General features: G+C 69.6%; 24 protein-coding genes. 15 read left to right on the forward strand and 9 right to left on the reverse strand.

Features of this window, described 5'->3' with window-relative positions:
• A partial coding sequence (locus VF522_RS07115; RefSeq protein WP_330907613.1) for an aldehyde dehydrogenase family protein occupies window positions 1-145 on the forward strand: 145 nt, incomplete at its 5' end.
• A gap of 2 nt (window positions 146-147) precedes the next feature.
• Window positions 148-1,206, forward strand: coding sequence for an Ldh family oxidoreductase (locus VF522_RS07120; protein WP_330907538.1), 1,059 nt, complete (start codon window positions 148-150; stop codon window positions 1,204-1,206).
• 3 nt (window positions 1,207-1,209) lie between these two features.
• Here VF522_RS07120 and VF522_RS07125 read toward each other — a convergent pair whose 3' ends face one another.
• Both VF522_RS07125 and VF522_RS07130 read right to left on the reverse strand, forming a co-directional pair.
• On the reverse strand, window positions 1,210-1,932 hold the full coding sequence (locus VF522_RS07125) for a hypothetical protein (protein WP_330907539.1): 723 nt from the start codon (window positions 1,930-1,932) through the stop codon (window positions 1,210-1,212).
• 65 nt (window positions 1,933-1,997) lie between these two features.
• Complete coding sequence (locus VF522_RS07130) at window positions 1,998-3,116, reverse strand: metallophosphoesterase (RefSeq protein ID WP_330907540.1); 1,119 nt, start codon at window positions 3,114-3,116, stop codon at window positions 1,998-2,000.
• Between the two features lie 105 nt (window positions 3,117-3,221).
• Here VF522_RS07130 and VF522_RS07135 point away from each other — a divergent pair, with 105 nt between their 5' ends.
• From VF522_RS07135 to VF522_RS07155, 5 genes are all read left to right on the forward strand, one after another.
• A complete protein-coding gene (locus VF522_RS07135; RefSeq protein WP_330907541.1) occupies window positions 3,222-5,288 on the forward strand; it encodes a S8 family peptidase in 2,067 nt (688 codons plus the stop codon).
• Between the two features lie 162 nt (window positions 5,289-5,450).
• Window positions 5,451-7,109, forward strand: coding sequence for a Re/Si-specific NAD(P)(+) transhydrogenase subunit alpha (locus VF522_RS07140; RefSeq protein ID WP_330907542.1), 1,659 nt, complete (start codon window positions 5,451-5,453; stop codon window positions 7,107-7,109).
• Window positions 7,110-7,119: 10 nt separating this feature from the next.
• Window positions 7,120-8,535 (forward strand): Re/Si-specific NAD(P)(+) transhydrogenase subunit beta, encoded by a 1,416-nt coding sequence (gene pntB / locus VF522_RS07145; protein ID WP_330907543.1) that lies wholly within the window; start codon window positions 7,120-7,122, stop codon window positions 8,533-8,535.
• 22 nt (window positions 8,536-8,557) lie between these two features.
• Window positions 8,558-10,249: a long-chain-fatty-acid--CoA ligase gene (locus tag VF522_RS07150; RefSeq protein WP_330907544.1), complete on the forward strand. Its 1,692-nt coding sequence runs from the start codon at window positions 8,558-8,560 to the stop codon at window positions 10,247-10,249.
• Window positions 10,250-10,364: 115 nt separating this feature from the next.
• Window positions 10,365-11,066, forward strand: a complete 702-nt coding sequence (locus VF522_RS07155) for a 5'-methylthioadenosine/adenosylhomocysteine nucleosidase (protein ID WP_330907545.1) — start codon at window positions 10,365-10,367, stop codon at window positions 11,064-11,066.
• Here VF522_RS07155 and VF522_RS07160 read toward each other — a convergent pair whose 3' ends face one another.
• The 6 genes from VF522_RS07160 to VF522_RS07185 all read right to left on the reverse strand — a co-directional run bounded on the left by VF522_RS07160 (window position 11,067) and on the right by VF522_RS07185 (window position 16,851).
• Window positions 11,067-11,819: a metal ABC transporter permease gene (locus tag VF522_RS07160; RefSeq protein WP_330907546.1), complete on the reverse strand. Its 753-nt coding sequence runs from the start codon at window positions 11,817-11,819 to the stop codon at window positions 11,067-11,069.
• Window positions 11,816-12,730, reverse strand: a complete 915-nt coding sequence (locus VF522_RS07165; protein ID WP_330907547.1) for a metal ABC transporter substrate-binding protein — start codon at window positions 12,728-12,730, stop codon at window positions 11,816-11,818. The genes VF522_RS07160 and VF522_RS07165 overlap by 4 nt, the downstream gene beginning before the upstream one ends.
• 10 nt (window positions 12,731-12,740) lie before the next feature.
• Window positions 12,741-14,111 carry a hypothetical protein gene (locus tag VF522_RS07170; RefSeq protein ID WP_330907548.1) on the reverse strand — a complete coding sequence of 457 codons (1,371 nt, stop codon included), beginning with the start codon at window positions 14,109-14,111 and terminating at the stop codon, window positions 12,741-12,743.
• Window positions 14,112-14,167: 56 nt separating this feature from the next.
• Complete coding sequence (locus VF522_RS07175; protein ID WP_330907549.1) at window positions 14,168-14,509, reverse strand: hypothetical protein; 342 nt, start codon at window positions 14,507-14,509, stop codon at window positions 14,168-14,170.
• A 9-nt stretch (window positions 14,510-14,518) separates the two neighbouring features.
• Window positions 14,519-15,511 carry a magnesium/cobalt transporter CorA gene (gene corA / locus VF522_RS07180; protein WP_330907550.1) on the reverse strand — a complete coding sequence of 331 codons (993 nt, stop codon included), beginning with the start codon at window positions 15,509-15,511 and terminating at the stop codon, window positions 14,519-14,521.
• A gap of 140 nt (window positions 15,512-15,651) precedes the next feature.
• Window positions 15,652-16,851: a patatin-like phospholipase family protein gene (locus tag VF522_RS07185; protein ID WP_330907551.1), complete on the reverse strand. Its 1,200-nt coding sequence runs from the start codon at window positions 16,849-16,851 to the stop codon at window positions 15,652-15,654.
• A 142-nt stretch (window positions 16,852-16,993) separates the two neighbouring features.
• Here VF522_RS07185 and VF522_RS07190 point away from each other — a divergent pair, with 142 nt between their 5' ends.
• The 5 genes from VF522_RS07190 (at window position 16,994) to hprK (ending at window position 19,567) form a co-directional block, all read left to right on the forward strand.
• Entirely contained in the window at window positions 16,994-17,188 is a 195-nt protein-coding gene (locus VF522_RS07190; RefSeq protein ID WP_330907552.1) for a hypothetical protein, read from the forward strand.
• Between the two features lie 23 nt (window positions 17,189-17,211).
• A complete protein-coding gene (locus VF522_RS07195; protein ID WP_330907553.1) occupies window positions 17,212-17,382 on the forward strand; it encodes a hypothetical protein in 171 nt (56 codons plus the stop codon).
• A gap of 302 nt (window positions 17,383-17,684) precedes the next feature.
• A complete protein-coding gene (gene hpf, locus VF522_RS07200) occupies window positions 17,685-18,014 on the forward strand; it encodes a ribosome hibernation-promoting factor, HPF/YfiA family (RefSeq protein ID WP_330907554.1) in 330 nt (109 codons plus the stop codon).
• 116 nt (window positions 18,015-18,130) lie between these two features.
• On the forward strand, window positions 18,131-18,598 hold the full coding sequence (locus VF522_RS07205; RefSeq protein WP_330907555.1) for a PTS sugar transporter subunit IIA: 468 nt from the start codon (window positions 18,131-18,133) through the stop codon (window positions 18,596-18,598).
• A gap of 18 nt (window positions 18,599-18,616) precedes the next feature.
• Window positions 18,617-19,567: an HPr(Ser) kinase/phosphatase gene (gene hprK / locus VF522_RS07210; protein ID WP_330907556.1), complete on the forward strand. Its 951-nt coding sequence runs from the start codon at window positions 18,617-18,619 to the stop codon at window positions 19,565-19,567.
• A 109-nt stretch (window positions 19,568-19,676) separates the two neighbouring features.
• Here hprK and fur read toward each other — a convergent pair whose 3' ends face one another.
• Window positions 19,677-20,105 carry a ferric iron uptake transcriptional regulator gene (gene fur / locus VF522_RS07215; protein WP_330907557.1) on the reverse strand — a complete coding sequence of 143 codons (429 nt, stop codon included), beginning with the start codon at window positions 20,103-20,105 and terminating at the stop codon, window positions 19,677-19,679.
• A gap of 43 nt (window positions 20,106-20,148) precedes the next feature.
• Here fur and VF522_RS07220 point away from each other — a divergent pair, with 43 nt between their 5' ends.
• The 3 genes from VF522_RS07220 to VF522_RS07230 are packed head-to-tail and all read left to right on the forward strand — an operon-like array spanning window position 20,149 to window position 22,245.
• On the forward strand, window positions 20,149-20,703 hold the full coding sequence (locus VF522_RS07220) for an outer membrane protein assembly factor BamE (RefSeq protein WP_330907558.1): 555 nt from the start codon (window positions 20,149-20,151) through the stop codon (window positions 20,701-20,703).
• A gap of 7 nt (window positions 20,704-20,710) precedes the next feature.
• Window positions 20,711-21,583 (forward strand): 4-hydroxy-tetrahydrodipicolinate reductase, encoded by an 873-nt coding sequence (dapB, locus tag VF522_RS07225; protein WP_330907559.1) that lies wholly within the window; start codon window positions 20,711-20,713, stop codon window positions 21,581-21,583.
• Window positions 21,580-22,245, forward strand: a complete 666-nt coding sequence (locus VF522_RS07230) for a MotA/TolQ/ExbB proton channel family protein (RefSeq protein ID WP_330907560.1) — start codon at window positions 21,580-21,582, stop codon at window positions 22,243-22,245. The genes dapB and VF522_RS07230 overlap by 4 nt, the downstream gene beginning before the upstream one ends.
• Window position 22,246 lies beyond the last annotated feature (1 nt).

Consider the following 22,246-nt stretch of genomic DNA (forward strand, 5'->3'; position numbering starts at 1 on the left):
GGTGATGGTGAACCTGCCCACCGCGGGCGTGGACTACCACGTGCCCTTCGGCGGCCGCAAGGGCTCCAGCTACGGCCCGCGCGAGCAGGGCCGCTATGCGGCGGAGTTCTACACGACCGTGAAGACGGCGTACACGCAGGCTTGACCATGCACGAAGAAACCAGCCAGCGCCGCATCCCCGTCGCCGAACTCACTACCTTCGCGCAGGCGCTGCTGCGCAAGGCCGGCATGCCCGATGACAAGGCGCAGGCCGTTGCGACCGTGCTGGTCGACGGCGACCTGATGGGCCACACCACCCACGGCCTGCAACTGCTCGCACCCTACCTGGCGGAGATCGAGAAAGGCGCGATGACGATCGAAGGCGGCCCCGAGCGGCTGTCGTCGCTGCCCGCGGCGCAGCTGTGGGACGGCCGCCGCTTGCCCGGTCCCTGGCTGGTGCTGCAGGCGCTGGAACAGGCGGCGACGCTGGCGAAGACGCAGGGCACGGGCACCATCGTGATCCGGCGCAGCCACCACATCGCGAGCCTCGCCAGCTACCACCGCCGCGCGGCGGAGCGGGGCCTGATGCTGCTGCTCGCCTGTTCGGATCCGAACACCGCCAGCGTCGCGCCCTTCGGCGGCCTCGATCCGGTGTTCACGCCGAACCCGATCTCCGCCGGCTTCCCCACCGGCGGGACGCCGGCCTCCGTGGACATCTCGACGTCCACGACCACCAACGGCCTCACGAATCGCCTGCACCAGGAAGGCGGCAAGCTGCCCGCGCCCTGGCTGATCGATGGCCATGGACAGCCGAGCGACGATCCCGCGGTGCTGTTCGACGAGCCCAAGGGCACGATCCTTCCGCTGGGCGGACTGGATTCGGGCCACAAGGGTTATGGGCTGTCGCTGCTGGTGGAAGCGCTGACCGGCGGCCTGGCCGGCCACGGGCGCGCCGACGCGCGCGAGGGCTGGGGCGCCACGGTGTTCCTGCAGGTGATGGATCCCGCCGCCTTCGCGGGGCTGGCGGCCTTCGAGCGGCAGGTCGGCGAAGTCGCACGCCAGTGCCGTGCGTCCAAGCCGGTGGACGCGAAGCGGCCGGTGCGCCTGCCGGGCGAGCGCGCCTACGGGCTCGCGGCCACGCAGGCCGCGTCCGGTGTGTCGCTGCATGCGGGCATCCTGCCGGCGCTCGCGCCCTGGGCCGGGCGCTACGGCGTCCCGCTGCCCTGAACCTCAGGTCTCGTATTCGGCCGCGCCCTGCACCCACATGAAGGACTGCAGGTCGATCATGTCGCGCGCCTTGAAGCCCGACTTGCGATCGAGGTCGCGGCGCACCACCGCCGCGAAGGTCATCAGGTCCTGGTACTGCGCCCATGTGGGGAGGGCGTGGTACCCCAGCGCGTAGCCGTACAGGTGCGCCGCCTTGCGCATTGCGCGGGGCTTGAAGAACATGTGGCGGTCCGGCCGCGCGATGAAGCCGAACACCGTGGCCACCGGCCAGGTCAGGACCTTGCTCTTGCGCTGGGGCAGGTCCGAGAGGGCCTCGATCCAGTCGTTGAAGCGCCGCTGCGTCGAACCGTGTCCGTACAGGAAAGCGTAGAGCTCGGTCGCGAACAGGCGGGCGCCAGCGGGCGACTTCACCGCATCGCGAAGCGCCATGCGCTCGAACGAGAACAGCAGGTTCGCGCGCGACTCGATGCGCACCGCGATGTCCGCGACCTGGCGGAACTCGCCGCGCGCCAGCAATTTGCGGAAGTCCGCCGCACTGAGCTCGGCGTCCCACTCCAGGTGGGCGCGTTCCTTGTGGCTGCGTTCGGCGACGAGATAGGTCTCGTCCTCGAAGCCTTCGGGATAGAAAAGCTCGAATTTTCGGCGGCACAGGGAGGCGCCGAGGTAGATGACGTTCGAGGCGCCGGCGCCGAAGAGGGAAAAGGGGAGGGAAGCTGCGCGTGCCATGAGCCCAGTGTTCAGTGGCCTGCAAGCTCAGCCACGTCGGACAGCACCTCACCGGCCTGTAGGACTCAGCCTTCCGGGGACAGAAACAACTCGGCAATTTCGGATGGTGCGCCCAGGCGCTTCGGCGGACCCCAATAGCCCGTGCCACGGCTGACGTAGATCTGCAAACGGCCGAGCTTGTGGAGCCCGGCCGTGAAGGGTTGCTGCAGCGGAACGAAGAAGGACCAGGGAAAGAACTGGCCGCCGTGGGTGTGCCCCGAGAGCTGCAGGTCGAAGCCTGCTTCGGCGGCCGCGGCGGCGGTGCGGGGCTGGTGGGCGAGCAGCACCCGCGGCACACCGGCCGGCGCGCCCGCGAGCGCCTGCGCCGGGTCGCTGCGGTGCGCCGGATCGAAGTGGTGGCCGGAGTAATCGGGCACGCCCGCCAGCACCAGGCGCGCGTCGCCGTGCTGCAGCACCACATGCTCGTTGTGCAGCACGCGCAGGCCCAGCCGCTGCAGTTCGAGCACCCAGCCGTGCACCCCCGAGTAGTACTCGTGGTTGCCGGTCACGAAGAACACGCCATGGCGGGCGCGCAGCTGGCCCAGCGGTGCGACGTGCGGCGCCAGCTCCGCCACCGAGCCGTCCACCAGGTCGCCGGTGACGGCCACCACGTCCGGCTGCAGGGCGTTCACCCGGTCGACGATCGCCTGCAGGTAGTCCTGCTTGATCGTAGGGCCGACGTGGATGTCGCTGATCTGCACGATGCGGAACCCCGCGAGCGCGGCGGGCAGGTCGGGCAGGGCGATGCGCACCGTGTTCACGCGCGCGGTGCGGCGGGCGTTGAAGAAGCCGATGGCGGTGAGCGCGAACGACAGCGCCGCGGCGGCGATGGCGCTGTCCTCGACCAACGCCGGCGGCCACGGCCCGAAGGCGGCGCCGGCGAGCAGCAGCAGGTCGCGCAGCACCGTCAGCACCAGCAGCGTGGAGAACCAGCCCATGCAGAGCATGCCGATCCAGGTGACGCGGTCGGCGGCCGGTGGCCGCAGCAGCCGGCGCGCCAGCAGGCCGGCCGGAACCAGCACCGCCGATGCGAGCAGGACCAGCGCGAGCGGGACGCCGGCGATCGCCGGGAGGACGGGAACGAGGCGGGCACCGATGTACAGGTGCAGCGCGGCCGACAGGGCCAGGACGGTGCCGAAGGACATCTTCCCTAGGTCGCGGCGGCCGCCCAGGAATCAAGGCGCCTCCTGCAACGGGGGGCTTGAAGCTCCCACCGCCGCCGCCTACAACCGTGGCGAAGGGGGTGCGCCATGCCCAAGCTCGATCCCAAGTTGCGCTACCTGCTGCGGCACCGGCCGGACGACCCGGCAGCGCTCGCGGCGTCGATCCGGCTGCCGCCCGCCGACGAAGGCCTCTTCGTGCTCGTGCGCTGCGCCGGGCAGGCAGCGGGGACGCTCAGGGAGCGCCTCGGTGCGCACATGGCGATCCTCGCGGTGGTGGAGGGGCCGCAGACGATCGTGAGCGGGCTCACCAGCCTGGAAGGCGCACGCGCATTGGCCGGGGACGAGGTGGTGCTCGGGGTGGAAGCCGCGGGCCAGCTGCACGGCGAAGTGGACCGATCCTGCGTCGAAGCCGGGGCGACGGCGGTGCACCAGGGCGTTCCCCCGCTGCGCGGCGAGGACGTCCTGATCGGCTTCATCGACACCGGCATCGACCTCAAGCACCCCGACTTCCGCCATGCGGACGGGACTTCGCGCATCCAGTTCCTGTGGGACCAGAAGGCGGCGGTGGGCGGCGCGCCCGGCCCGGGGGACATCGGGCGTGTCTATTCCCGGCAGGAACTGGACGACTTCCTGGCCGGCGGCGGTGCGCCGGTGCCGCACCAGGACCAGCAGGGGCACGGCACCCAGATCGCGGGTGTGGCCGCGGGCAACGGCCGGGTGGCGCACCAGCCGCAGCGCGCCGGCATGGCGCCCGAGGCGGACCTCGTCGTGGTGTCCACGCCGATCGGGCCGGTCGAAGTCTTCAATCCGGCCCTGATGGTGGCCGGGCTGGACTTCATGGCGCAGTGCGCCGAGCGGATGCACCGGCCGCTGGTGATCAACATCAGCAACGGCTCCAATCGCGGCGGCCACGGTGGCGAGAGCATGCTGGAGGCCGCGGTCGACAGCCTCGCGCGAAGGCCCGGCGTGGTGCTGGTGAAGTCCGCCGGCAACGAGCACGGCCGCGGCAGCCATGCGGGCGGGCGGATCGCCCAGGGCGAAACGCTGCGCCGCCGCTTCAACTCGAGCCTGCAGAACGAGGAGCAGGACATCCTCGAGATCTGGTTCGGCGGCGACGACCGGATCGCCGTCGCCGTGCAGCCGCCGGGTGCGCCCGAGCCGCTGCCGGAGCACTTCGCCGCGCCCGGCCAGGTGGTGCGCTTCCAGACCCAGGCGCGCAACGCGATCGAGATCGACGCGGACGGCATCGACGCGGAAGGCACCGGCGACGTGCAGGTGATGGTATTCATCGGCCGCGGCGCCGCCGGCCTGATCCAGCCGGGCGACTGGACCCTGCACCTGCGCGGCGACCATGTCGTCGACGGGCGCTTCGATGCCTGGGTCGAGCGCTACCCCTTCGGCCTCAAGCCGCTGGAGCAGGCGCTGTTCGTCGCGGCGGACGCCGATCCCTCCCGCACCATCACCGTTCCCGGCACGGCCCGCAGGATCATCACCGTCGGCGCCTATGTCACCCGGGTGGAGCCCGGTGCGCCGCCGCTGGGCGAGCTGTCGCGCAACAGCAGCCGCGGACCGACGCGCTCCGGCCTGGCCAAGCCCGATCTCGCGGCACCGGGCGAAGTGATCTTCGCCGCCGCGCCGGGCGGCGGCTATGCGTCCGGCAAGGGCAGCAGCCTGGCCGCGCCGCACGTGGCGGGCGCCGCGGCGCTGTTGCTGCAGGCGCGTCCGCGGCTCACCTGCGAGCAGGTGCAGCAGCTGCTGGCGCGCTCGGCGCGGCGCGACGGCCCGGCGTCCGGCGCGCCGGACCTGTCCTGGGGCGCGGGCCGGCTGGACGTGCGCGCCGCCGTGCAGCTCGCCGCGACCGCCACCTTCCCGCAGGTCCTCGGACCCAGGGTGGTGGGTACGCGGCTGCACTGGAGCACCGCCGTCGCCTGCACGGGCGCCGTGCGTTTCAACACCCACCAGCGCCGCATGCTGCTGGGGCGCGCCTCCGGCAGTCGCGCCAGCCTCGAAGCCGCGAAAGAGCAGGTGGTGGACCTCGCCGGCCTGCCGGCGGGCCATTACTTCTGCGAGATCCTCGCCTTTGCCGTTGGCCCGCATCCCTGGCGCACCGTGGACGACAACCTCGGCGCGCACTACGAAGTCGTCGTTCCCTGAAAGCCCCGGCGGCAGCCGTTGCAGCCCGCGCACACGGCGTGCGCGCCGGGTCATCCCGGTCATTTCTGTTTTCCGTTGTCGGCCGCGGAGCTCGACAAGCCTTCATGTAAGCTTGGGTTCAGCTACAGAAGATCACCAGCTGCCCCCATCGGAGAAGAGTCCATGCAAATCGCTGCTCCTGCCGCGCCGTCGGCGAGCGAATCCCCCGTCGTTTCCGCACCGGCCCCGACGCGGGCGCCGCTGCTGATCGGCGTCCCGAAGGAAATCGCGCCGGGCGAGAAGCGCGTCGCCACGGTTCCGGAAGTGGTGGCGAAGCTCGTCAAGCTCGGTTTCGCCGTCGCGGTGGAAAGCGGCGCGGGGGATGCGGCCCACTTCGCCGACGACACCTACCGCGCCGTGGGCGCCGAAGTGGTGCCCGGCGCGGCGCAGCTCTGGTCGCGGGCCGACATCGTCTTCAAGGTGCGGCCGCCCACGCCGGACGAAGTCCAGATGCTGCGCGAAGGCGCGACGCTGATCGGCTTCGTGTGGCCCGCGCAGAATCCCGAGCTGATGCAGCAGCTGGCCGCACGCGGCGCCACCGTGCTCGCGATCGATTCGTTGCCGCGCCAGCTCTCCCGTGCGCAGAAGATGGACGCGCTGACGTCCATGGCGGGCATCAGCGGCTACCGCGCCGTGATCGAGGCCGCCAATGCCTTCGGCCGCTTCTTCAACGGCCAGGTGACCGCCGCGGGCAAGATCCCGCCGGCGCGCGTCTTCATCGCGGGCGCGGGCGTGGCGGGCCTGGCCGCGATCGGCACCGCCGCCAACCTGGGCGCCATCGTTCGCGCCAACGACACGCGCGCCGAGGTGGCCGACCAGGTCGTCTCGCTCGGTGGCGAATTCGTCAAGGTCGACTACGAGGAAGAAGGCTCGGGCGGCGGCGGCTACGCCAAGGTCATGAGCGAGGGCTTCCAGCAGGCGCAACGCGAGATGTACGCGCGCGAGGCCAAGGACGCCGACATCATCATCACGACGGCCCTGATCCCCGGCAAGCCGGCGCCGAAGCTGATCACCGCGGAGATGGTGCGCAGCATGAAGCCGGGCAGCGTGATCGTCGACATGGCCGCCGAGCAGGGCGGCAACTGCGAACTGACCGAGCCCGGCCAGGCCGTGGTGAAGCACGGCGTCACCCTCGTCGGCTACACCGACCTGGTGAGCCGCCTGGCCAAGCAGTCGTCCACGCTCTATTCGAACAACCTGCTGCGCCTGGCCGAGGAGCTGTGCAAGGCCAAGGACGGCCGCATCGACGTCAACATGGACGACGACGCCATCCGCGGCCTCACGGTGATCAAGGAAGGCGCGATCACCTGGCCGGCCCCGCCGCCGAAGATCCCGGCAGCGGCTGCGAAACCGAAATCTGCCGCGCCGGTCGCCGCGCCCAAGGGCCACGGCCACGGCGCCGGCGAGCCCATGTCGGGCCGGTCGCTGGCCATCGTATTCGGCGTCGGCGCGCTGCTGTTCCTGCTGGTGGGCCTGTACGCGCCGTTGACCTTCCTGTCGCATTTCACCGTCTTCGTGCTCGCCTGCTTCGTCGGCTACATGGTGGTGTGGAACGTGACGCCCTCGCTGCACACGCCGCTCATGAGCGTGACCAACGCCATCTCCTCGATCATCGCGATCGGCGCGCTGATCCAGGTGGCGCCGCCGCTCACCGACGGGGCCGCCAACCGGCCGAACCTGCTGATCCTCGGCATGGCCGTGCTCGCGCTCACGCTCACGGCCGTCAACATGTTCGGCGGCTTCGCGGTCACGCGTCGCATGCTGGCGATGTTCCGCAAATAAGGAAACGGAAATGAACGCAAGCCTTGCCACCGTCTCCTACATCGGTTCCACCATCCTGTTCATCCTGAGCCTGGGCGGCCTGTCGAACCCCGAGACCGCCCGCCGCGGCAACGTCTTCGGCATGATCGGCATGGCGGTGGCCGTGCTGGCCACGGTGCTCAGTCCGCGCGTCACGCCCGGCGGCTATGCATGGATCGTCGCGGCCCTGGTCGTCGGCGGCGCCGTCGGCCTGTTCGCCGCCAGGAAGGTGCAGATGACGCAGATGCCCGAGCTGGTCGCGCTGATGCACAGCCTGGTCGGTCTCGCGGCCTGCCTGGTCGGTTTCGCCAGCTACGTCGACACTTCCACCGTCTTCGCGACGGCGGCCGAGAAGTCCATCCACGAGATGGAGATCTACATCGGCATCCTGATCGGCGCCATCACCTTCTCCGGCTCCCTCATCGCCTTCGGCAAGCTGTCGGCCAAGATCGGCGGCAAGCCGGTGCTGCTGCCCGGTCGCCACTGGCTCAACCTGGCCGGCCTGTTGATCGTGATCTGGTTCGGGCGCGCGTTCCTGCATGCCGCGACCATCGAGGCGGGCATGACGCCGCTGATCGTGATGACCATCGTCGCCCTGCTGTTCGGGGTGCACATGGTGATGGCCATCGGGGGCGCCGACATGCCGGTGGTGGTCTCGATGCTCAATAGCTACTCGGGGTGGGCCGCGGCCGCCACCGGCTTCATGCTGAGCAACGACCTGCTGATCGTGGTGGGCGCGCTGGTCGGCTCTTCGGGCGCGATCCTGTCGTACATCATGTGCCGCGCGATGAACCGCAATTTCGTGAGCGTGATCGCCGGGGGGTTCGGCAGCGGCGGCGGCAAGGCGCCGGCTGCCGCGGCCGGCGAACAGCCCGCCGGCGAAGTCGCGCCGATCAGCGCGGTGGAGACCGCGGAGATGCTGCGCGAGGCCAAGAGCGTGGTCATCGTTCCGGGCTACGGCATGGCCGTGGCGCAGGCGCAGCACACGGTCAACGACATCACCCGCCACCTGCGCGAGCAGGGCGTCAACGTGCGCTTCGGCATCCACCCCGTGGCGGGACGCATGCCGGGCCACATGAACGTGCTGCTGGCCGAGGCCAAGGTGCCCTACGACATCGTGCTGGAGATGGACGAGATCAACGGGGACTTCCCGGAGACGGACGTGGCCATGGTGATCGGCGCCAACGACATCGTGAACCCGGCCGCCCAGGACGACCCGGCCAGCCCGATCGCGGGCATGCCGGTGCTGGAAGTCTGGAAGGCCCGGCATTCGATCGTCATGAAGCGCAGCATGGCGTCCGGCTACGCGGGCGTGGACAATCCGCTCTTCTACAAGGACAACAACCGCATGTTGTTCGGCGACGCCAAGAAGATGCTGGACGAGGTCCTGGCCGCGCTGAAACAATGACAAGGATGAGGAGACAACCGGCATGAACAACCGCCCCTGGCTCGGCGCCTACCCGCAAGGCGTGCCGGCCGACATCGATCCGTCGCAGTACCAGTCGCTCGTGCAGCTGATGGAAGAGAGCTTCCAGAAGTTCGCGGCGCGGCCGGCCTACGTGTTCATGGGCAAGGAGCTCAGCTTCGGCGAGACCGATTCGCTGAGCCGCGCCTTCGCGGCCTACCTGCAGGGGCTCGGCCTGGCCAAGGGCGACCGGGTGGCGATCATGATGCCGAACGTGCCGCAGTACCCGGTGGTGGTGGCGGCCATCCTGCGCGCCGGTTTCGTGGTGGTGAACGTCAACCCGTTGTACACCCCGCGCGAGCTCGAGCACCAGCTGAAGGATTCCGGTTCCAAGGCGATCGTGATCATCGAGAACTTCGCCAACACGCTGCAGCAGTGCATCGCCAATACGCCGGTCAAGCACGTGGTGCTGGCCAGCATGGGCGACATGCTCGGCGGCCTGAAGGGCGCGCTGGTCAATTACGTGGTGCGCAAGGTCAAGAAGATGGTGCCGGCGTATTCGCTCCCGGCCGCCGTCAAGTTCAAGGATGCGATCGCGCGGGGCGAGCGCGGCACGCTGCGCAAGCCGGAGATCAGGCACGACGACGTCGCGGTGCTGCAGTACACGGGCGGCACCACCGGCGTGTCCAAGGGCGCGGTGCTGCTGCATCGCAACGTGATCGCCAACGTGCTGCAGTCCGAGGCCTGGAACAAGCCGGTGATGGACAAGGTGCCGAAGAACGAGCAGTCCACCGGCGTCTGCGCGCTGCCGCTGTACCACATCTTCGCGTTCACGGTCGGCATGATGCTGTCGATGCGCACCGGCGCGAAGCTGATCCTGATCCCCAATCCGCGCGACCTGCCGGCGGTGCTGAAGGAACTCTCGAAGCAGAAGTTCCACAGCTTCCCGGCGGTGAACACGCTGTTCAACGGCCTGGCCAACCATCCGGACTTCGGCAAGGTGGACTGGAGCAACCTGAAGGTGTCCGTCGGCGGCGGCATGGCCGTGCAGGGCGCGGTGGCGGACCTGTGGCTGAAGAAGACCGGCTGCCCGATCTGCGAGGGCTACGGCCTGTCGGAGACCTCGCCCTCGGCGAGCTGCAACCCGGTGACGGGTACCCAGTTCACGGGCACCATCGGCGTGCCGCTGTCCTCGACCCTCATGAAGTGCGTGGACGACGACGGCAACGAAGTGGCGCTGGGCCAGCCGGGCGAGATCGCGATCAAGGGCCCGCAGGTGATGGCGGGCTACTGGCAGCGCCCGGACGAGACGGCCAAGGTCATGACGGCCGACGGCTACTTCAAGAGCGGCGACATCGGCGTCATGGACGCCCACGGCTACTTCAAGATCGTCGACCGCAAGAAGGACATGGTGCTGGTCTCCGGCTTCAACGTCTACCCGAACGAGGTCGAGGACGTGGTGGCCAAGCTCGAAGGCGTGCTCGAGTGCGCCGTGGTCGGCGTGCCCGACGAGAAGACCGGCGAGGCCGTGAAGCTGGTGATCGTGCGCAAGGACGCCGCGCTGACCGAGGACAAGGTCAAGGAATACTGCCGCGCGAACCTGACCGGCTACAAGCAGCCCAAGGTGATCGAGTTCCGCACCGACCTGCCGAAGACGCCGGTGGGCAAGATCCTGCGGCGCGAGCTGCGGGACAAGAAGGTGGCGGCGACCGCCTGACCGTCACCCCCGCGCAGGCGGGGGCCCAGGGCATCGGACAAGCGCGCCTGCGGGCGCGCTTTTATTTGGGAGCCCTGGGTTCCCGCCTCCGCGGGAATGACGGGAGAATGGCGCCATGCCCCGCACCGCGATCGTCGCCGCCATGCACCAGGAGCTGTCCGCGGTGCTCGCCCTGCTGCCCGACGAGCACAAGCAGGTGGCCGGTGGACGCGACTACTGGGTGGGGCACCTGCACGGGCAGGAGGTCGTGGCCGTGCTGTCCCGCATCGGCAAGGTTGCGGCGGCGACCACCGCCACCGCGCTCGTGGAGCGCTTCGCGGTCGACCGCATCGTGTTCACGGGCGTCGCCGGCGGGCTCTCCCCCGGCGTGCAGCGCGGCGATGTCGTCGTGGCCGACAGCTTCCTGCAGCACGACCTGGATGCCTCGCCGATCTTTCCGCGCTACGAGGTGCCGCTGTATGGCGCCAGCACCTTCGCGACCGACCCGGCGCTGACCGAGCAGCTCGCGGCCGCCGTGCGGCAGGCGCTGCACGGCACGCACGTGCACCGGGGCCTGGTGGCGAGCGGCGACCGCTTCGTCTCCAGCGCTGCCGAGAGCCAGGCGCTGCAGCGCGCGCTGCCCGAGGCCCTGGCGGTGGAAATGGAAGGCGCCGCCTTCGCCCAGGTCTGCCACGACTACGGCGTGCCCTTCGCCGCGGTGCGCACCATCTCCGACCGCGCCGACGACGAGGCGCACGGCGACTTCCTGCGGTTCATCGAGGACGTCGCGAGCCGCCATTCGGCCGCGATCGTCGAGGCCTTCCTGCGCGCGGGCTGATCAGGCCAAAGCACGAATCCGGTGTGCGATCAACGCCACGGCGGCGAGAGCACACACGATGGTGGGCCCGGAGGGCAGGTCGAGCAGGGCGGAGAACACCAGGCCGGCGGCATAGCCGATCGCGCCGATCGCCGCAGCGGCGGCGAGGCGATGGCGGGCGCCGAGCGTCGCGAGTGCCGGCACGATCAGGCTGGTGAAAACCAGGTAGACCCCGACCACCTGCACCGAGGCGGTCACCGCCACTGCAAAGGTGGCGTAGAAGCCGAAGCGCCCGAGCCGCGCGCTCCAGCCGAGCGCGAGCACCGCGAGCAGGACGACGGTGACGACCGCGAGCGGAGCCAGCTGCGGCCAGCCGACCCAGAGGATCTGGCCGACCAGCAGGTCCTGCAGGTGCTCGCCGCCATGCGGGTTGCTGGCGAGCAGCAGCACGCCGGTGGATGCGGCGAGCACGAACAGCACCCCGATCAGCGCCTCCAGCTGCGCGCCGGCGCGCCGCTCGGTCCAGGCGAGCAGCGCCGCGCCGGCCAGTGCCGCGCACACCGCGGCGGCCTGCACGGCCACCGGGCCGCCGGGAAGTCCCAGCGCATCGGCGACGATCACGCCCAGCCCCGCGATCTGCGCGATCGCGAGGTCGATGAACACGATGCCGCGCTCCAGCACCTGCGTGCCGAGCGGCACGTGCGTGGCCAGCACGAGCAGGCCGGCCAGGAAGGCCGGAGCCAGGATGCCGAGGTCCAGCGGCCCGATGCTCATTTGGTGCCGGCCGCGGCGAGCAGGCGCGCGATGGAGTCGTCGAACAGGCCGACCAGGTCCTTCGCCGCGTCACTGCCGCCGACGGTGAAGGGCAATCGCACCATCGGAATGCCGGCATTGCGGCTGAGCCACTCCGAGGGACGCGGATCCTGGTAGACCGCGACCAGCACCATGCGGGCCGGCGTCGCCTTCAGCGTGCCGAGCACGGACTGCAGGTGCGCGGCACTGGGCTCCACGCCGGGCTTCGGCTCCAGCACCGCGACTTCCTTCAGCCCGAGCCAGTCGTAGAGATAGACGAAGGCCTTGTGCTGCGATACGACCGGCAGCCCGCGCAGGGGTGCGACCTGCGCGGTCCAGCGCGCCAGCGCCTGCTGCCACTTCTGCTGGAAGGCCGCGGCCTGCTGCTGGTACTTCGCCGCGTTCGCCGCATCCACCTGCTGCAGGCGGGTGGCGAGCGCCGCCGCCACGGTCGCGATGTTGCGCGGATCGGTCTGGATGTGGGGATTGCCCGCCGCATGCACGTCGCCTTGTGCGCGGTCCACGCTGGCGGGGATCTCCAGCTTGCGGACCTGGTCGGCCGCCGCGAAGTAGCCGGGCTGCCCGGGCTGCACCTTCGCATTGCCCGATTGCTGCAGCAGCAGCGGCAACCAGCCGGCTTCCAGTTCGGCGCCGGTGCACACGACCAGATCCGCGTTGCGCACGCGCGCGATCAGGCTGGGGCGCGCCTGGATCTGGTGCGGGTCCTGCTGCGCGGTGGTGGCGGAGGAGGCCTCGACGAGCGGGCCGCCCAGCTCCTGCGCGAGCGCCGCCCACTCGGGTTCGCAGGCGAACACGCGCAAGGCGGCGTGGGCGGGCAGCAGCGCGAGCCACAGGAGCGCGGCGGCGAAGAGGGATTTGCGGGTGAAGTTCATCGTGCGCTCCTCAGAAGCCGTGGGCGCCGTGCGCGCCCAAGCTCATCTGGTATTGCAGAAGCCATTGCCAATCGACCGGTCCCGGGCGCGACTGGTCACGCGCGAGCTGCAGGCGGATGCGCGAGAACTCGCTCGGGTTGTGTTCCAGCATGAGCGAGTTCTTGCGCGGCCGGCCCTCGTCCGTCGCGACCAGGCCGGCGTTGGCGCCGAGGAAGGGCGAGCCGGGGCGCAGCCATTCCGTGCGCAAGCCGAATCGCCAGCGTGGCATGAACTGGTAGACGCCTTGCAGGTAGCCGCCGGACTGAACCGCGCGGTAGCGGTCGGTGCTCGCGACGCCCGTCGTATCGGCGGTGAGCTCACCGTCGCGCGTACTGTGGAGGTATTCGGCCTGCAGCTTGAAGTTGCGCCGCGTCGCGTTGCCCTCGGGGGCCCAGCGCCACACGGCGTCGGCGATCCAGACGCGCGTATTGCCGGTGAAGGCATTCACGATGTCGTTGCCCGCGGTGTCCACCGCCGCCAGTCCCTGGTCCGCCGCGCGCGCGCGCAGGAAAGACAGGCCCGCACGCCAGCTGTGGCTCTCGCCGATGTCGCCGCCGGTGTGCGCGGCCAGCGAGAACCTGCCGGCGCCATTGCCCGAGCTGTCGCCGCCCGGGAAGCTGCGTCCCCGGCCAGCTTCGGCGCGCAGCTCCAGGAAGCGGTCGGTGGGCGCGAGCCAGGTCAGCTGCACGCCGTCGTCGTTGACCTGGCCGCCCAGCATCGCCCGGTAGGCCAGCGGGGCATCAGCGAAGTCCCACACGTGGCGGTGCTGCGAATTGAGGTAGCCGATGCCGGACAGGAAGCGCCCGCCCTTCAACGTGAAGCCTCGGCCGAGTGACGTGGTCTCGAAGAAGGCTTCCTCCACGGAAACGCCGTCTTCCGGCGCGAAGGCGACCGTGGCCACGCCCCGGAACGAGGGGTCGATGTTGGCCGACAGCGTCAGCTCGCTCTCGCCCAGGCTGAAGCCGCGCGGGCCCGGACCGACCTCCGCATCGGGCGGCAGCTGGAAGCCGCGGATCCGGTAGCCCGCCGGATCCCGCGAGGTGCGCTGGTACTGGCCGGTGAGGATGAGCGAAGTCTGCAGGCCGCTGCCGGCAGCTGCGGGGCTTGCCGGTGCCGCGGCGACCGCGGGCGGAGCGCTCGCGGGCGCCGCCGCGGCAGGTGCTGCGACTGCCGCCTCGGCCTTCTTCAAGCGCTCTTCCAGCGCCCGGATGCGCGCCTCGTAGTCGGCGCGCAGCGCCTCCACTTCGCGCCGCAGCGCCTGCGTTTCAGGGGTGGGCTGCGCCGCGGCGCTGCCTGCGGCCAGGCAGAGGGCGAACCCTGCCAGGCGCGATGCATATTCCATTTGCTTGCTCCTTGTGCATGACGAACCCCGCGCGAAAGTGGCGCGGCGAAAGACGTTCAGGCGTGCGGGAGCGGAGGGGCGCGGCTGCGGTAGGGAAGGTGGGGCGCGGCCGTGACTTGTGCGGCGACCGGTCCGTCAGGAGTGGATTGCCCTGCCGTGGGCAAAGCCGGCGGCAGGGCCGGCGGCACCGGTGCCGCGGCCTGCAGCGCGGCGGCCACCACGCAGGTGTCGCAGGCGGTCAGGCCCTTGGGTTCGGCGTCCGCGGTAATCGTGGTTTCGTGCAGGTGCTCCAGCACGTGCACCGCCGCGGCCCACTGTGCAAACGGCAGCCACAGCGCCAGCACGAGCAGCCACCGGAGGGGCTGCTGGCGCAGTTGCTGGAAGCCGTCGAAGCGCATGGAGGCTTTCTACCGCAGCCAGCCGCGCTTGCGGAAGTACAGCATGGGCACGACCGCCGATGCGACCATCAGCCCGAGTGCGTAGGGATAGCCCCCACCCCAGTCCAGCTCGGGCATGAACTTGAAGTTCATGCCGTAGATGCTGGCGATGAGCGTCGGCGGCAGCAGCGCGACGCTGGCCACCGAGAAGATCTTGATGATCTTGTTCTGGTTGATGTTGATGAAGCCGACGGTGGCATCCATCAGGAAGTTGATCTTGTCGAACAGGAAGGCCGTGTGGCTGTCCAGCGACTCGATGTCGCGCAGGATCTGGCGCGCGTCGTCGAACTGCTCCGCGTTCAGCATGCGGCTGCGCATCATGAAGCTCACCGCGCGGCGCGTGTCCATCATGTTGCGGCGGATGCGGCCGTTCAGGTCTTCCTGGCGGGCGATCGCTTCCAGCGCCTCGCCGGCCAGCGTGTCGGTGACCTCGCCGGAGAGCACCTGCTTGCTCACCATCTCGAGCTCGTCGTAGATGCCTTCCAGCGTGTCGGCGGAATATTCGGCGTCGGCGTCGTACAGCTTCAGCAGGACTTCCTTGGCGTCCTCGATCAGGCCGGGCGCGCGGCGGGCGCGCAGGCGCAACAGTCGGAACACCGGCACGTCCTCGTCGTGGATGGAGAACAGCACGCCATGGCTTTTCAGCGAAGCGTTCAGCATGTTCAGCACGAAGGCCACGCGCACCGTGCGGGGCTCGTCGTCGCCGCTGCCGGCGATCAGGAAGTCGGAGCGGATGTGGAGGTCGCCGTTGTCCTCCTCGTAGAAGCGCGCGGACTCCTCGATGTCCTCGTCCATCGCGTCTTCCGGGATCGACAGCCCGTAGTACTGCTTGACCCAGCGCTTCTCCTCGGGCGTCGGCGACTCGAGGTCCACCCAGATGGGCTGGAAGCGGGAGAGCTCCTCCAGCGACTCGATCTCTTCCTGGAAGAGGCGGCCGTTGGCGAGCGAGAAGATATTGAGCATGCTGCCCGGACTCCTAGGTTCTTCGGATGCGAGGAAAAGGTGCGGCCTCCGAAAAATTGGAATCTGACCCCAATTCTCGGAAGGCTACCGACTGGGGTAGGGATCCAAGGAGCGTTCTCCGGGCGAAAAGATGGGCGCGATTATGCCGCGCCGGCGCCGAAGAACGAGAGGAGCTCGGCCTTCCGCGCATAGGCGTCCCGCTCGCCCAATGCCACCAGGTCCTGCACGAAGGCAGGCTCGAAGAGGAGGTAGCTGGCCAGGCCGGCGCCGGCGTCGTTGAGGGCGCCCAGGCCGCCGAGCGCGCGGCGCACCGAGGCGGGCAGCAGCTTCAGGTGCTCGCGGGCCAGAGCGTCCAGCGACTCGGACGGCTGGATCGCCAGCACGTCGATCGGGCGGTAGGGCAGCAAGGCGGCGACTTCGCGCGGCAAGCCGTGCAGCGTGCGCGCCAGCCGCTGGGTCTGTTCCACGTCGGCCTGCAGCGTGTCGTGGAAGACGCTCGCCATCGCATGGCCGGCGATGCCGCCGAGGCCGGGCTCGTGGCCGTTCGGTCCGCCGGGGCCGGCGCGCTCGGACTGGCCGACGCCGATCACCAGGATCCTGCCCGCGCCGAGGCGAATCGCGGGCGACAGCGGCGAGATCTGGCGCATGGAGCCGTCGCCGAAGTATTCGCGCCGGCCGTCCACCCACAGCGGGGTCGCAGGGAACAGGAAGGGCAGGGCGCTGGACGCCATCAGGTGCTCGATGGTGAGCGGCTCGAAGGCGGCACGCCGGCCGGGGCGCGTCCAGGTTTCGGGCTGCCGGTCGCTGGCGCTCTGGCAGAACGTCCAGTGCACGCCGGTCGTGTAGCTGGAGGCGGTGACGGCGACGGCGTCGATCGCGCCGGCGGCGAGCGAGGCCTCGATGCCCGCCAGCGAGATGCGCCGGTGCAGGGTGTCGACCAGCGGCATGGTGTCGAGTACCGCGCCGCGCGCGCGCGCATGGCCCCAGAGCTTCACCGCCGCGAGCAGCCGGCTGAAGCGCATCCACAGCGGCGCTTCCAGTTGGTAGACGGCCTCGCAATGCAGCTCGGACCAGAAGCGGCGCAGCTCGTCGAGCGCGGCCAGCCCGCGGCTCGCACTGCTGGCGAGGTAGCCGGCATTGAGCGCGCCGGCGGAGGTCCCGACCAGGACCTGGAACGGGAAGTCGCCGGACCCGGCGGGTTGCAGCCTCAGCAAGGAGGCCACCGCGCCAAGCACGCCGACCTGGTAGGCCGTGCGGGCGCCGCCTCCCATCAGGACCAGGCCGTGGACCGGGCGTTCGGGCCGCGACAGCCCTTCGTGGATGACGCTGTCGAGGCTCATGGAGGACTGCGGGGATGTTGAGCTTGAAAGACAAATCCTACACGGCTGGGCCAGAACGTCCGACACCACGGCTCAGGAGGCCGCCCTACATTGACTCCATCGCCCCGGACCGCGGTCCGGGAGTACCTGCATAGGAGCCAAGATGATCCAGCTCGCGACCGACCCGAACGCCAGCCGCTCGACCTGGCGTCCCGCCGCGGCCGAAGCCAGGGAAGACACCCTGGCAGCGCGCCGGCAACGCAGCGGCCATGCGTGGCCGTTCATCAGCCGGCACACGGAGCGCAGCGCGGGCCAGCAGGATCATCAACGCACCCAACGCAGCGACAGCGGCAGCTGAAGCCGCCTCGCACGGAGCACGTCATGTTCAAGGAACCCAAGTCCACCAACCGCTTCAACGACACGCCGCGCGACAAACCGCAGGCCGAGCGCGTGGAGCACGCGAACCTGGAGCGCCCCGGCGCGCAGGCCCACCCCAAGGCCAAGGGCTCGTGGAACCGCCTGGACGCCGCGGCGCTGTGGCGCCTGCGTTGATCGTTCGCACGATCCACTGATACGACGAGAGGCGACCCGCGCGGTCGCATTTCGTGCTTGGCGGCCCTCAGGGGCCGCTTTGCATTTCCGGGACGCATTGCATGCTGCGCGCATCGATGCAAGGCCGCGCGTCCATTCGCGCGCACTGTTGCGATGCGAAGCGAATTCGCGCCTCGGCCTTGAGGGATATCAATGGACTTTTGCGGGGTGGGCGCGCATAGTGAATCGCAACACGTCGAGATCCCTCCCCCTTCCTTCGCGGCGCCGCAACGGCGCATCATCCACCTGCCAATGGAGGCTTCATGAACCTGACGATCAGCGGTCACCACCTCGAAGTAACCCCGGCTCTGCGCAATTACGTGACCACCAAGCTCGATCGCATCACCCGCCACTTCGACCAGGTCGTGGACATCAAGGTACTGCTCACCGTCGAAAAGCAGAAGGAGAAGGAACGAAGGCAACGCGCCGAATGCAAGATCCACGTGAAGGGCAACGACATGTTCGCCGAGAGCGCCCACGAGGACCTCTATGCCGCGCTCGATGAACTCGTGGACAAGCTGGACCGCCAGGTCGGCCGCCACAAGACCCGCGTGCAGGACCACCATCACGACGGCCACAAACGCGTGATGTAAAGCTGACGACGAGGCCCCCGAAGGGGCCTTTTGCTTTTCTGGTGTCCTCCACGGGAGCCGGACAGGCGTTTTGGTGCGGTGCACTGTTCATCTGTGCATAATCCGCCCACCTAACCATGAACCGCCTTGCGTCCATCCTGCCGCCCGCCCAGGTCCTGGTCGGCGTCGACGCCACGAGCAAGAAGCGGGCTTTCGAAGAAGCCGGGCTGCTGTTCGAGAACCTGCACGGCCTGTCCCGCGCGCTGATCACCGACAGCCTGTTCGCCCGCGAACGGCTGGGCTCGACCGGCCTCGGCCACGGCGTGGCCATCCCGCACGGACGCATCAAGGGCCTGAAGGCCCCGATGGCCGCGCTGTTCCAGCTCGCCCACCCGATCGGCTTCGACGCGCCCGACGAGCAGCCGGTCAACCTGCTGATCTTCCTGCTGGTCCCTGAAGCCGCGACCCAGAAGCACCTCGAAATCCTGTCCGAGATCGCCGAACTGCTGAGCGACGCGCCGCTGCGCGAGAGGATGAAGACCAGCGCGGACGCCGGCGCGCTGCACCAGCTCATCGCCAGCTGGCAATCGGCCCAGCCGCAATAAGGTGCGGGCCGCGAGCGCTTGAAACCGACCGTCGTCAGTGCCGACGTCCTGTTCGAGGACCATCGCACCACGCTGAAGTGGGAGTGGGTCGCCGGCCTCGGCGCGTCCGAGCGCCGTTTCGACGAAGTGGCGGTGCGGGCCGCGCGCTCCGGCGCGGACCTCGTGGGCTACCTCAACTACATCCATCCCTACCGCGTCCAGATCCTGGGCGAGCGGGAGATCGCCTACCTCACCAACGCCACCGCCGACGACTGCGCCCGCCGCATCGCGCGCATCGTGACGCTGGAGCCGCCGGTGCTGGTGCTGACCGACGGCCAGACCGCTCCGGACGCCCTGCTGTCGATGTGCGAGCGGGCGCAGATCCCGATGTTCGCCACGCACGAGCCCTCGGCTTTCGTGATCGACGTGCTGCGGGCCTACCTGTCCAAGCACTTCGCCGAGCGCACCTCGATGCACGGCGTGTTCATGGACATCCTGGGCCTGGGCGTGCTGATCACCGGCGAATCGGGCCTGGGCAAGAGCGAGCTGGGGCTGGAGCTGATCACGCGCGGCAACGGCCTGGTGGCCGACGACGCGGTGGATCTGTACCGCGTCAACCAGACGACCATCGAAGGCCGCTGTCCCGAGCTGCTGCAGAACCTGCTGGAGGTGCGCGGGATCGGCCTGCTGGACATCCGCGCGATCTTCGGCGAGACGGCGGTGCGCCGGAAGATGCGCCTGCGCCTGATCGTGCACCTCGTGCGGCGCGAGACCATGGAACGCGAGTACGAACGCCTGCCCTACGAGCCGCTCACGCAGGACGTGCTGGGCGTGCCGGTGCGCAAGGCCGTCATCCCGGTGGTCGCCGGCCGCAACATGGCCGTGCTGGTGGAAGCCGCCGTGCGCAACACCATCCTGCAACTGCGGGGTGTCGACACCTACCAGGAGTTCGTCGAGCGGCACCGCCGCGCGATGGAAAAAGGCGGGTAGCCGTCATCCCCGCGCAGGCGGGGATCCAGAGCTTCCGGAAACATGAAGGCGGCCAGTGGCCGCCTTTTTCAATGCCCTGGGTTCCCGCCTCCGCGGGAATGACGGAATCCTATTTCGGCCGGTGCGGGCACGGATTCTTCGTGCAGTGCGCGTACAGGCTCAGCGCGTGGTCGGCGATCTCGAAGCCCTTGAGCTTGGCGACGTCGTTCTGCCGCTTCTCGATTTCGGCGTCGTAGAACTCCTCCACCCGCCCGCAGTCGATGCACACCAGGTGGTCGTGGTGCTGGCCTTCGTTCAATTCGTAGACGGCCTTGCCGCTCTCGAAGTGGCTGCGGCTCAGGATGCCGGCCTGCTCGAACTGCGTCAGCACGCGGTACACGGTGGCCAGGCCGATGTCCGACCGTTCCTCCAGCAGGACGCGGAACACGTCTTCCGCCGTCATGTGGCGCTGGTCGCCCTTGTGGAAGACGTCGAGGATCTTCAGCCGGGGCAAGGTGGCCTTGAGTCCTGTGCTCTTGAGTTCGTCGATGTTGGCCATGGTGCTGCCGCTACAATGCCCCGATCATATCGGACCCCCTCCCATGCCTGCCATGCCCCCGCGCGCTCCGCGCCTCGGCCTGGTTGCCGCGGCCTTCGCCATCCTCGCCGGATGCAGCGCGGTCGACGGAGCCAGCCGCCGCATCACCGATGCCATCACGCCGTACAAGGTGGAAGTGGTGCAGGGCAACCACGTCTCCAAGGAGCAGGTCGAAGCGCTGCAGAAGGGGATGAGCCCCGAGCAGGTGCGGCAGATCCTCGGTACGCCGCTGGTGACCAGCCTGTTCCACGGCGAACGCTGGGACTACGTGTTCACGCTCAAGCGCCAGGGTGTCGATCAGCAACGCCGGCAGCTGACCGTGTTCTTCAAGGACGGCTCGATGGATCGTGTCGAAGGCGATCCGATGCCCAGCGAAGCCGACTTCGTGTCGACGCTGGACAACCGCCGCAAGGGCGGCAAGATCCCCAAGCTCGAAGCGACCGAGGAGGAACTGCGGCGCTTCAACGCCAACAAGCCCGCCGCCGCGGCCGCGCCGCAGCCCGCCGCGTCCGCGCCGGTGTCCGCCAGCTACCCGCCGCTCGAGTCGGCACCGCGCTGAGGCCGGCATGACCCGAGGCACCCTCAAGAACGTGGCCGTGGCCGGCGCCGTGCAGCCGCAGGCCGCGGGCAGCAACCAGCACCAGGTGGCGGTGGCCGGCGCCAGCGGGCGCATGGGCCACATGCTGATCGAGGCGATCCGCGCCTCGGACGACTGCGTCCTCGCCGGCGCGCTGGACATGGCGTCCAGCCCCGCGATCGGCAACGACGCCGCCGCCTTCCTGGGCCATGCGAGCGGCGTGCCGGTGACGGCCGACGTCGCCGCCGGCCTGGAGCACGCGCACGTGCTGATCGACTTCACCCGGCCCGAGGGTACGCTGGAGCACCTGAAGGCGTGCCGCCGGCGCGGCGTGAAGATGGTGATCGGCACCACCGGCTTCACCGACGCCCAGAAGGAACAGATCGCCGATGCCGCGCGCGACATCGCGATCGTGATGGCGCCCAACATGAGCGTGGGCGTCAACGTCACGATGAAGCTGCTGGAGATGGCCGCCAGGGCGCTCTCCAGCGGCTACGACATCGAGATCATCGAGGCGCACCACCGCCACAAGGTGGACGCGCCCTCCGGCACCGCGCTGAAGATGGGCGAGGTGATCGCCGAGGCCCTCGGCCGCGACCTGAAGCAGTGCGGGGTGTACGCCCGCGAAGGCGTCACCGGCGAACGCGACCCCTCGACGATCGGCTTCTCCGCGGTCCGCGGCGGCGACATCGTCGGCGACCACACGGTGCTGTTCGCCGGCACCGGCGAGCGCATCGAGATCGTCCACCGCTCGGCCAGCCGCGCCACCTACGCCCAGGGCAGCCTGCGCGCGGTGCGCTTCCTCGCGGGCCAGCAGAAGGGCCTGTTCGACATGTTCGACGTGCTGGGGCTGCGGGCGTGAGCTTTTTGGATTTGTTCCGCCAGGGCGACGCGGTCACCCAGGTGGTGGCGGTCCTGTTGCTCGTGATGTCGGTGTCCAGCTGGGTCGTGATCCTCTGGAAGGCCTGGCTGCTGCAGCGCGCGGGCCGCGACGTCGCCCGCAGCACGGCGGCATTCTGGCAATCGCCCAGCCTGGTCGATGCGCGGCAGAAGGTGCAAGCCTTCGACCGCGAGGCGCTGGTGCTGCCCCTGATCGCGGCGACGGAGGTGCAGGCGCCCGGCTCGCTCGCGTCGGCGGGTGACAAGTCGCAACAGTTGACGCGCGTGTTGCGCGATGCGCTGCACCTGGTGGTCGGCAAGCTGCAGTTCGGCCAGGTGCTGCTGGCCACGGTGGGCTCCACGGCACCCTTCGTCGGCCTGCTCGGCACGGTCTGGGGCATCTACCACGCACTCACCGGCATCGCCAACGCCGGCCAGATCACGATCGACAAGGTGTCGGGCCCGGTGGGCGAGGCGCTGATCATGACGGCGGCCGGCCTCGCCGTCGCCATCCCCGCCGTCCTGGGCTACAACATCTTCGGCCGCCTGATCCACCGCATCGAAGCCGACCTGGAAGGCTTCGCCCGCGACCTGCGCGAGCTGCTGACGCACGGCGCCGCGCCGCAGCCGGCGGCCGCCGTCTGAC

Origin of the sequence: Ramlibacter sp., assembly GCF_036383835.1 — a bacterium.
Lineage (GTDB): Bacteria > Pseudomonadota > Gammaproteobacteria > Burkholderiales > Burkholderiaceae_C > Ramlibacter.

What these genes read in the sequence shown, in the direction of transcription:
- fur (WP_330907557.1), bottom strand. Translation starts at nt 20,105, where the DNA reads ATGGCCAACATCGACGAACTCAAGAGCACAGGACTCAAGGCCACCTTG.
- VF522_RS07160 (WP_330907546.1), bottom strand. Translation starts at nt 11,819, where the DNA reads ATGAGCATCGGGCCGCTGGACCTCGGCATCCTGGCTCCGGCCTTCCTG.
- VF522_RS07130 (WP_330907540.1), bottom strand. Translation starts at nt 3,116, where the DNA reads ATGTCCTTCGGCACCGTCCTGGCCCTGTCGGCCGCGCTGCACCTGTAC.
- pntB (WP_330907543.1), top strand. Translation starts at nt 7,120, where the DNA reads ATGAACGCAAGCCTTGCCACCGTCTCCTACATCGGTTCCACCATCCTG.
- VF522_RS07175 (WP_330907549.1), bottom strand. Translation starts at nt 14,509, where the DNA reads ATGCGCTTCGACGGCTTCCAGCAACTGCGCCAGCAGCCCCTCCGGTGG.
- VF522_RS07190 (WP_330907552.1), top strand. Translation starts at nt 16,994, where the DNA reads ATGATCCAGCTCGCGACCGACCCGAACGCCAGCCGCTCGACCTGGCGT.
- VF522_RS07220 (WP_330907558.1), top strand. Translation starts at nt 20,149, where the DNA reads ATGCCTGCCATGCCCCCGCGCGCTCCGCGCCTCGGCCTGGTTGCCGCG.
- VF522_RS07150 (WP_330907544.1), top strand. Translation starts at nt 8,558, where the DNA reads ATGAACAACCGCCCCTGGCTCGGCGCCTACCCGCAAGGCGTGCCGGCC.
- VF522_RS07120 (WP_330907538.1), top strand. Translation starts at nt 148, where the DNA reads ATGCACGAAGAAACCAGCCAGCGCCGCATCCCCGTCGCCGAACTCACT.
- VF522_RS07205 (WP_330907555.1), top strand. Translation starts at nt 18,131, where the DNA reads ATGAACCGCCTTGCGTCCATCCTGCCGCCCGCCCAGGTCCTGGTCGGC.
- VF522_RS07165 (WP_330907547.1), bottom strand. Translation starts at nt 12,730, where the DNA reads ATGAACTTCACCCGCAAATCCCTCTTCGCCGCCGCGCTCCTGTGGCTC.
- VF522_RS07170 (WP_330907548.1), bottom strand. Translation starts at nt 14,111, where the DNA reads ATGGAATATGCATCGCGCCTGGCAGGGTTCGCCCTCTGCCTGGCCGCA.
- hpf (WP_330907554.1), top strand. Translation starts at nt 17,685, where the DNA reads ATGAACCTGACGATCAGCGGTCACCACCTCGAAGTAACCCCGGCTCTG.
- VF522_RS07140 (WP_330907542.1), top strand. Translation starts at nt 5,451, where the DNA reads ATGCAAATCGCTGCTCCTGCCGCGCCGTCGGCGAGCGAATCCCCCGTC.
- dapB (WP_330907559.1), top strand. Translation starts at nt 20,711, where the DNA reads ATGACCCGAGGCACCCTCAAGAACGTGGCCGTGGCCGGCGCCGTGCAG.
- VF522_RS07185 (WP_330907551.1), bottom strand. Translation starts at nt 16,851, where the DNA reads ATGAGCCTCGACAGCGTCATCCACGAAGGGCTGTCGCGGCCCGAACGC.
- corA (WP_330907550.1), bottom strand. Translation starts at nt 15,511, where the DNA reads ATGCTCAATATCTTCTCGCTCGCCAACGGCCGCCTCTTCCAGGAAGAG.
- VF522_RS07135 (WP_330907541.1), top strand. Translation starts at nt 3,222, where the DNA reads ATGCCCAAGCTCGATCCCAAGTTGCGCTACCTGCTGCGGCACCGGCCG.
- VF522_RS07125 (WP_330907539.1), bottom strand. Translation starts at nt 1,932, where the DNA reads ATGGCACGCGCAGCTTCCCTCCCCTTTTCCCTCTTCGGCGCCGGCGCC.
- VF522_RS07155 (WP_330907545.1), top strand. Translation starts at nt 10,365, where the DNA reads ATGCCCCGCACCGCGATCGTCGCCGCCATGCACCAGGAGCTGTCCGCG.
- VF522_RS07195 (WP_330907553.1), top strand. Translation starts at nt 17,212, where the DNA reads ATGTTCAAGGAACCCAAGTCCACCAACCGCTTCAACGACACGCCGCGC.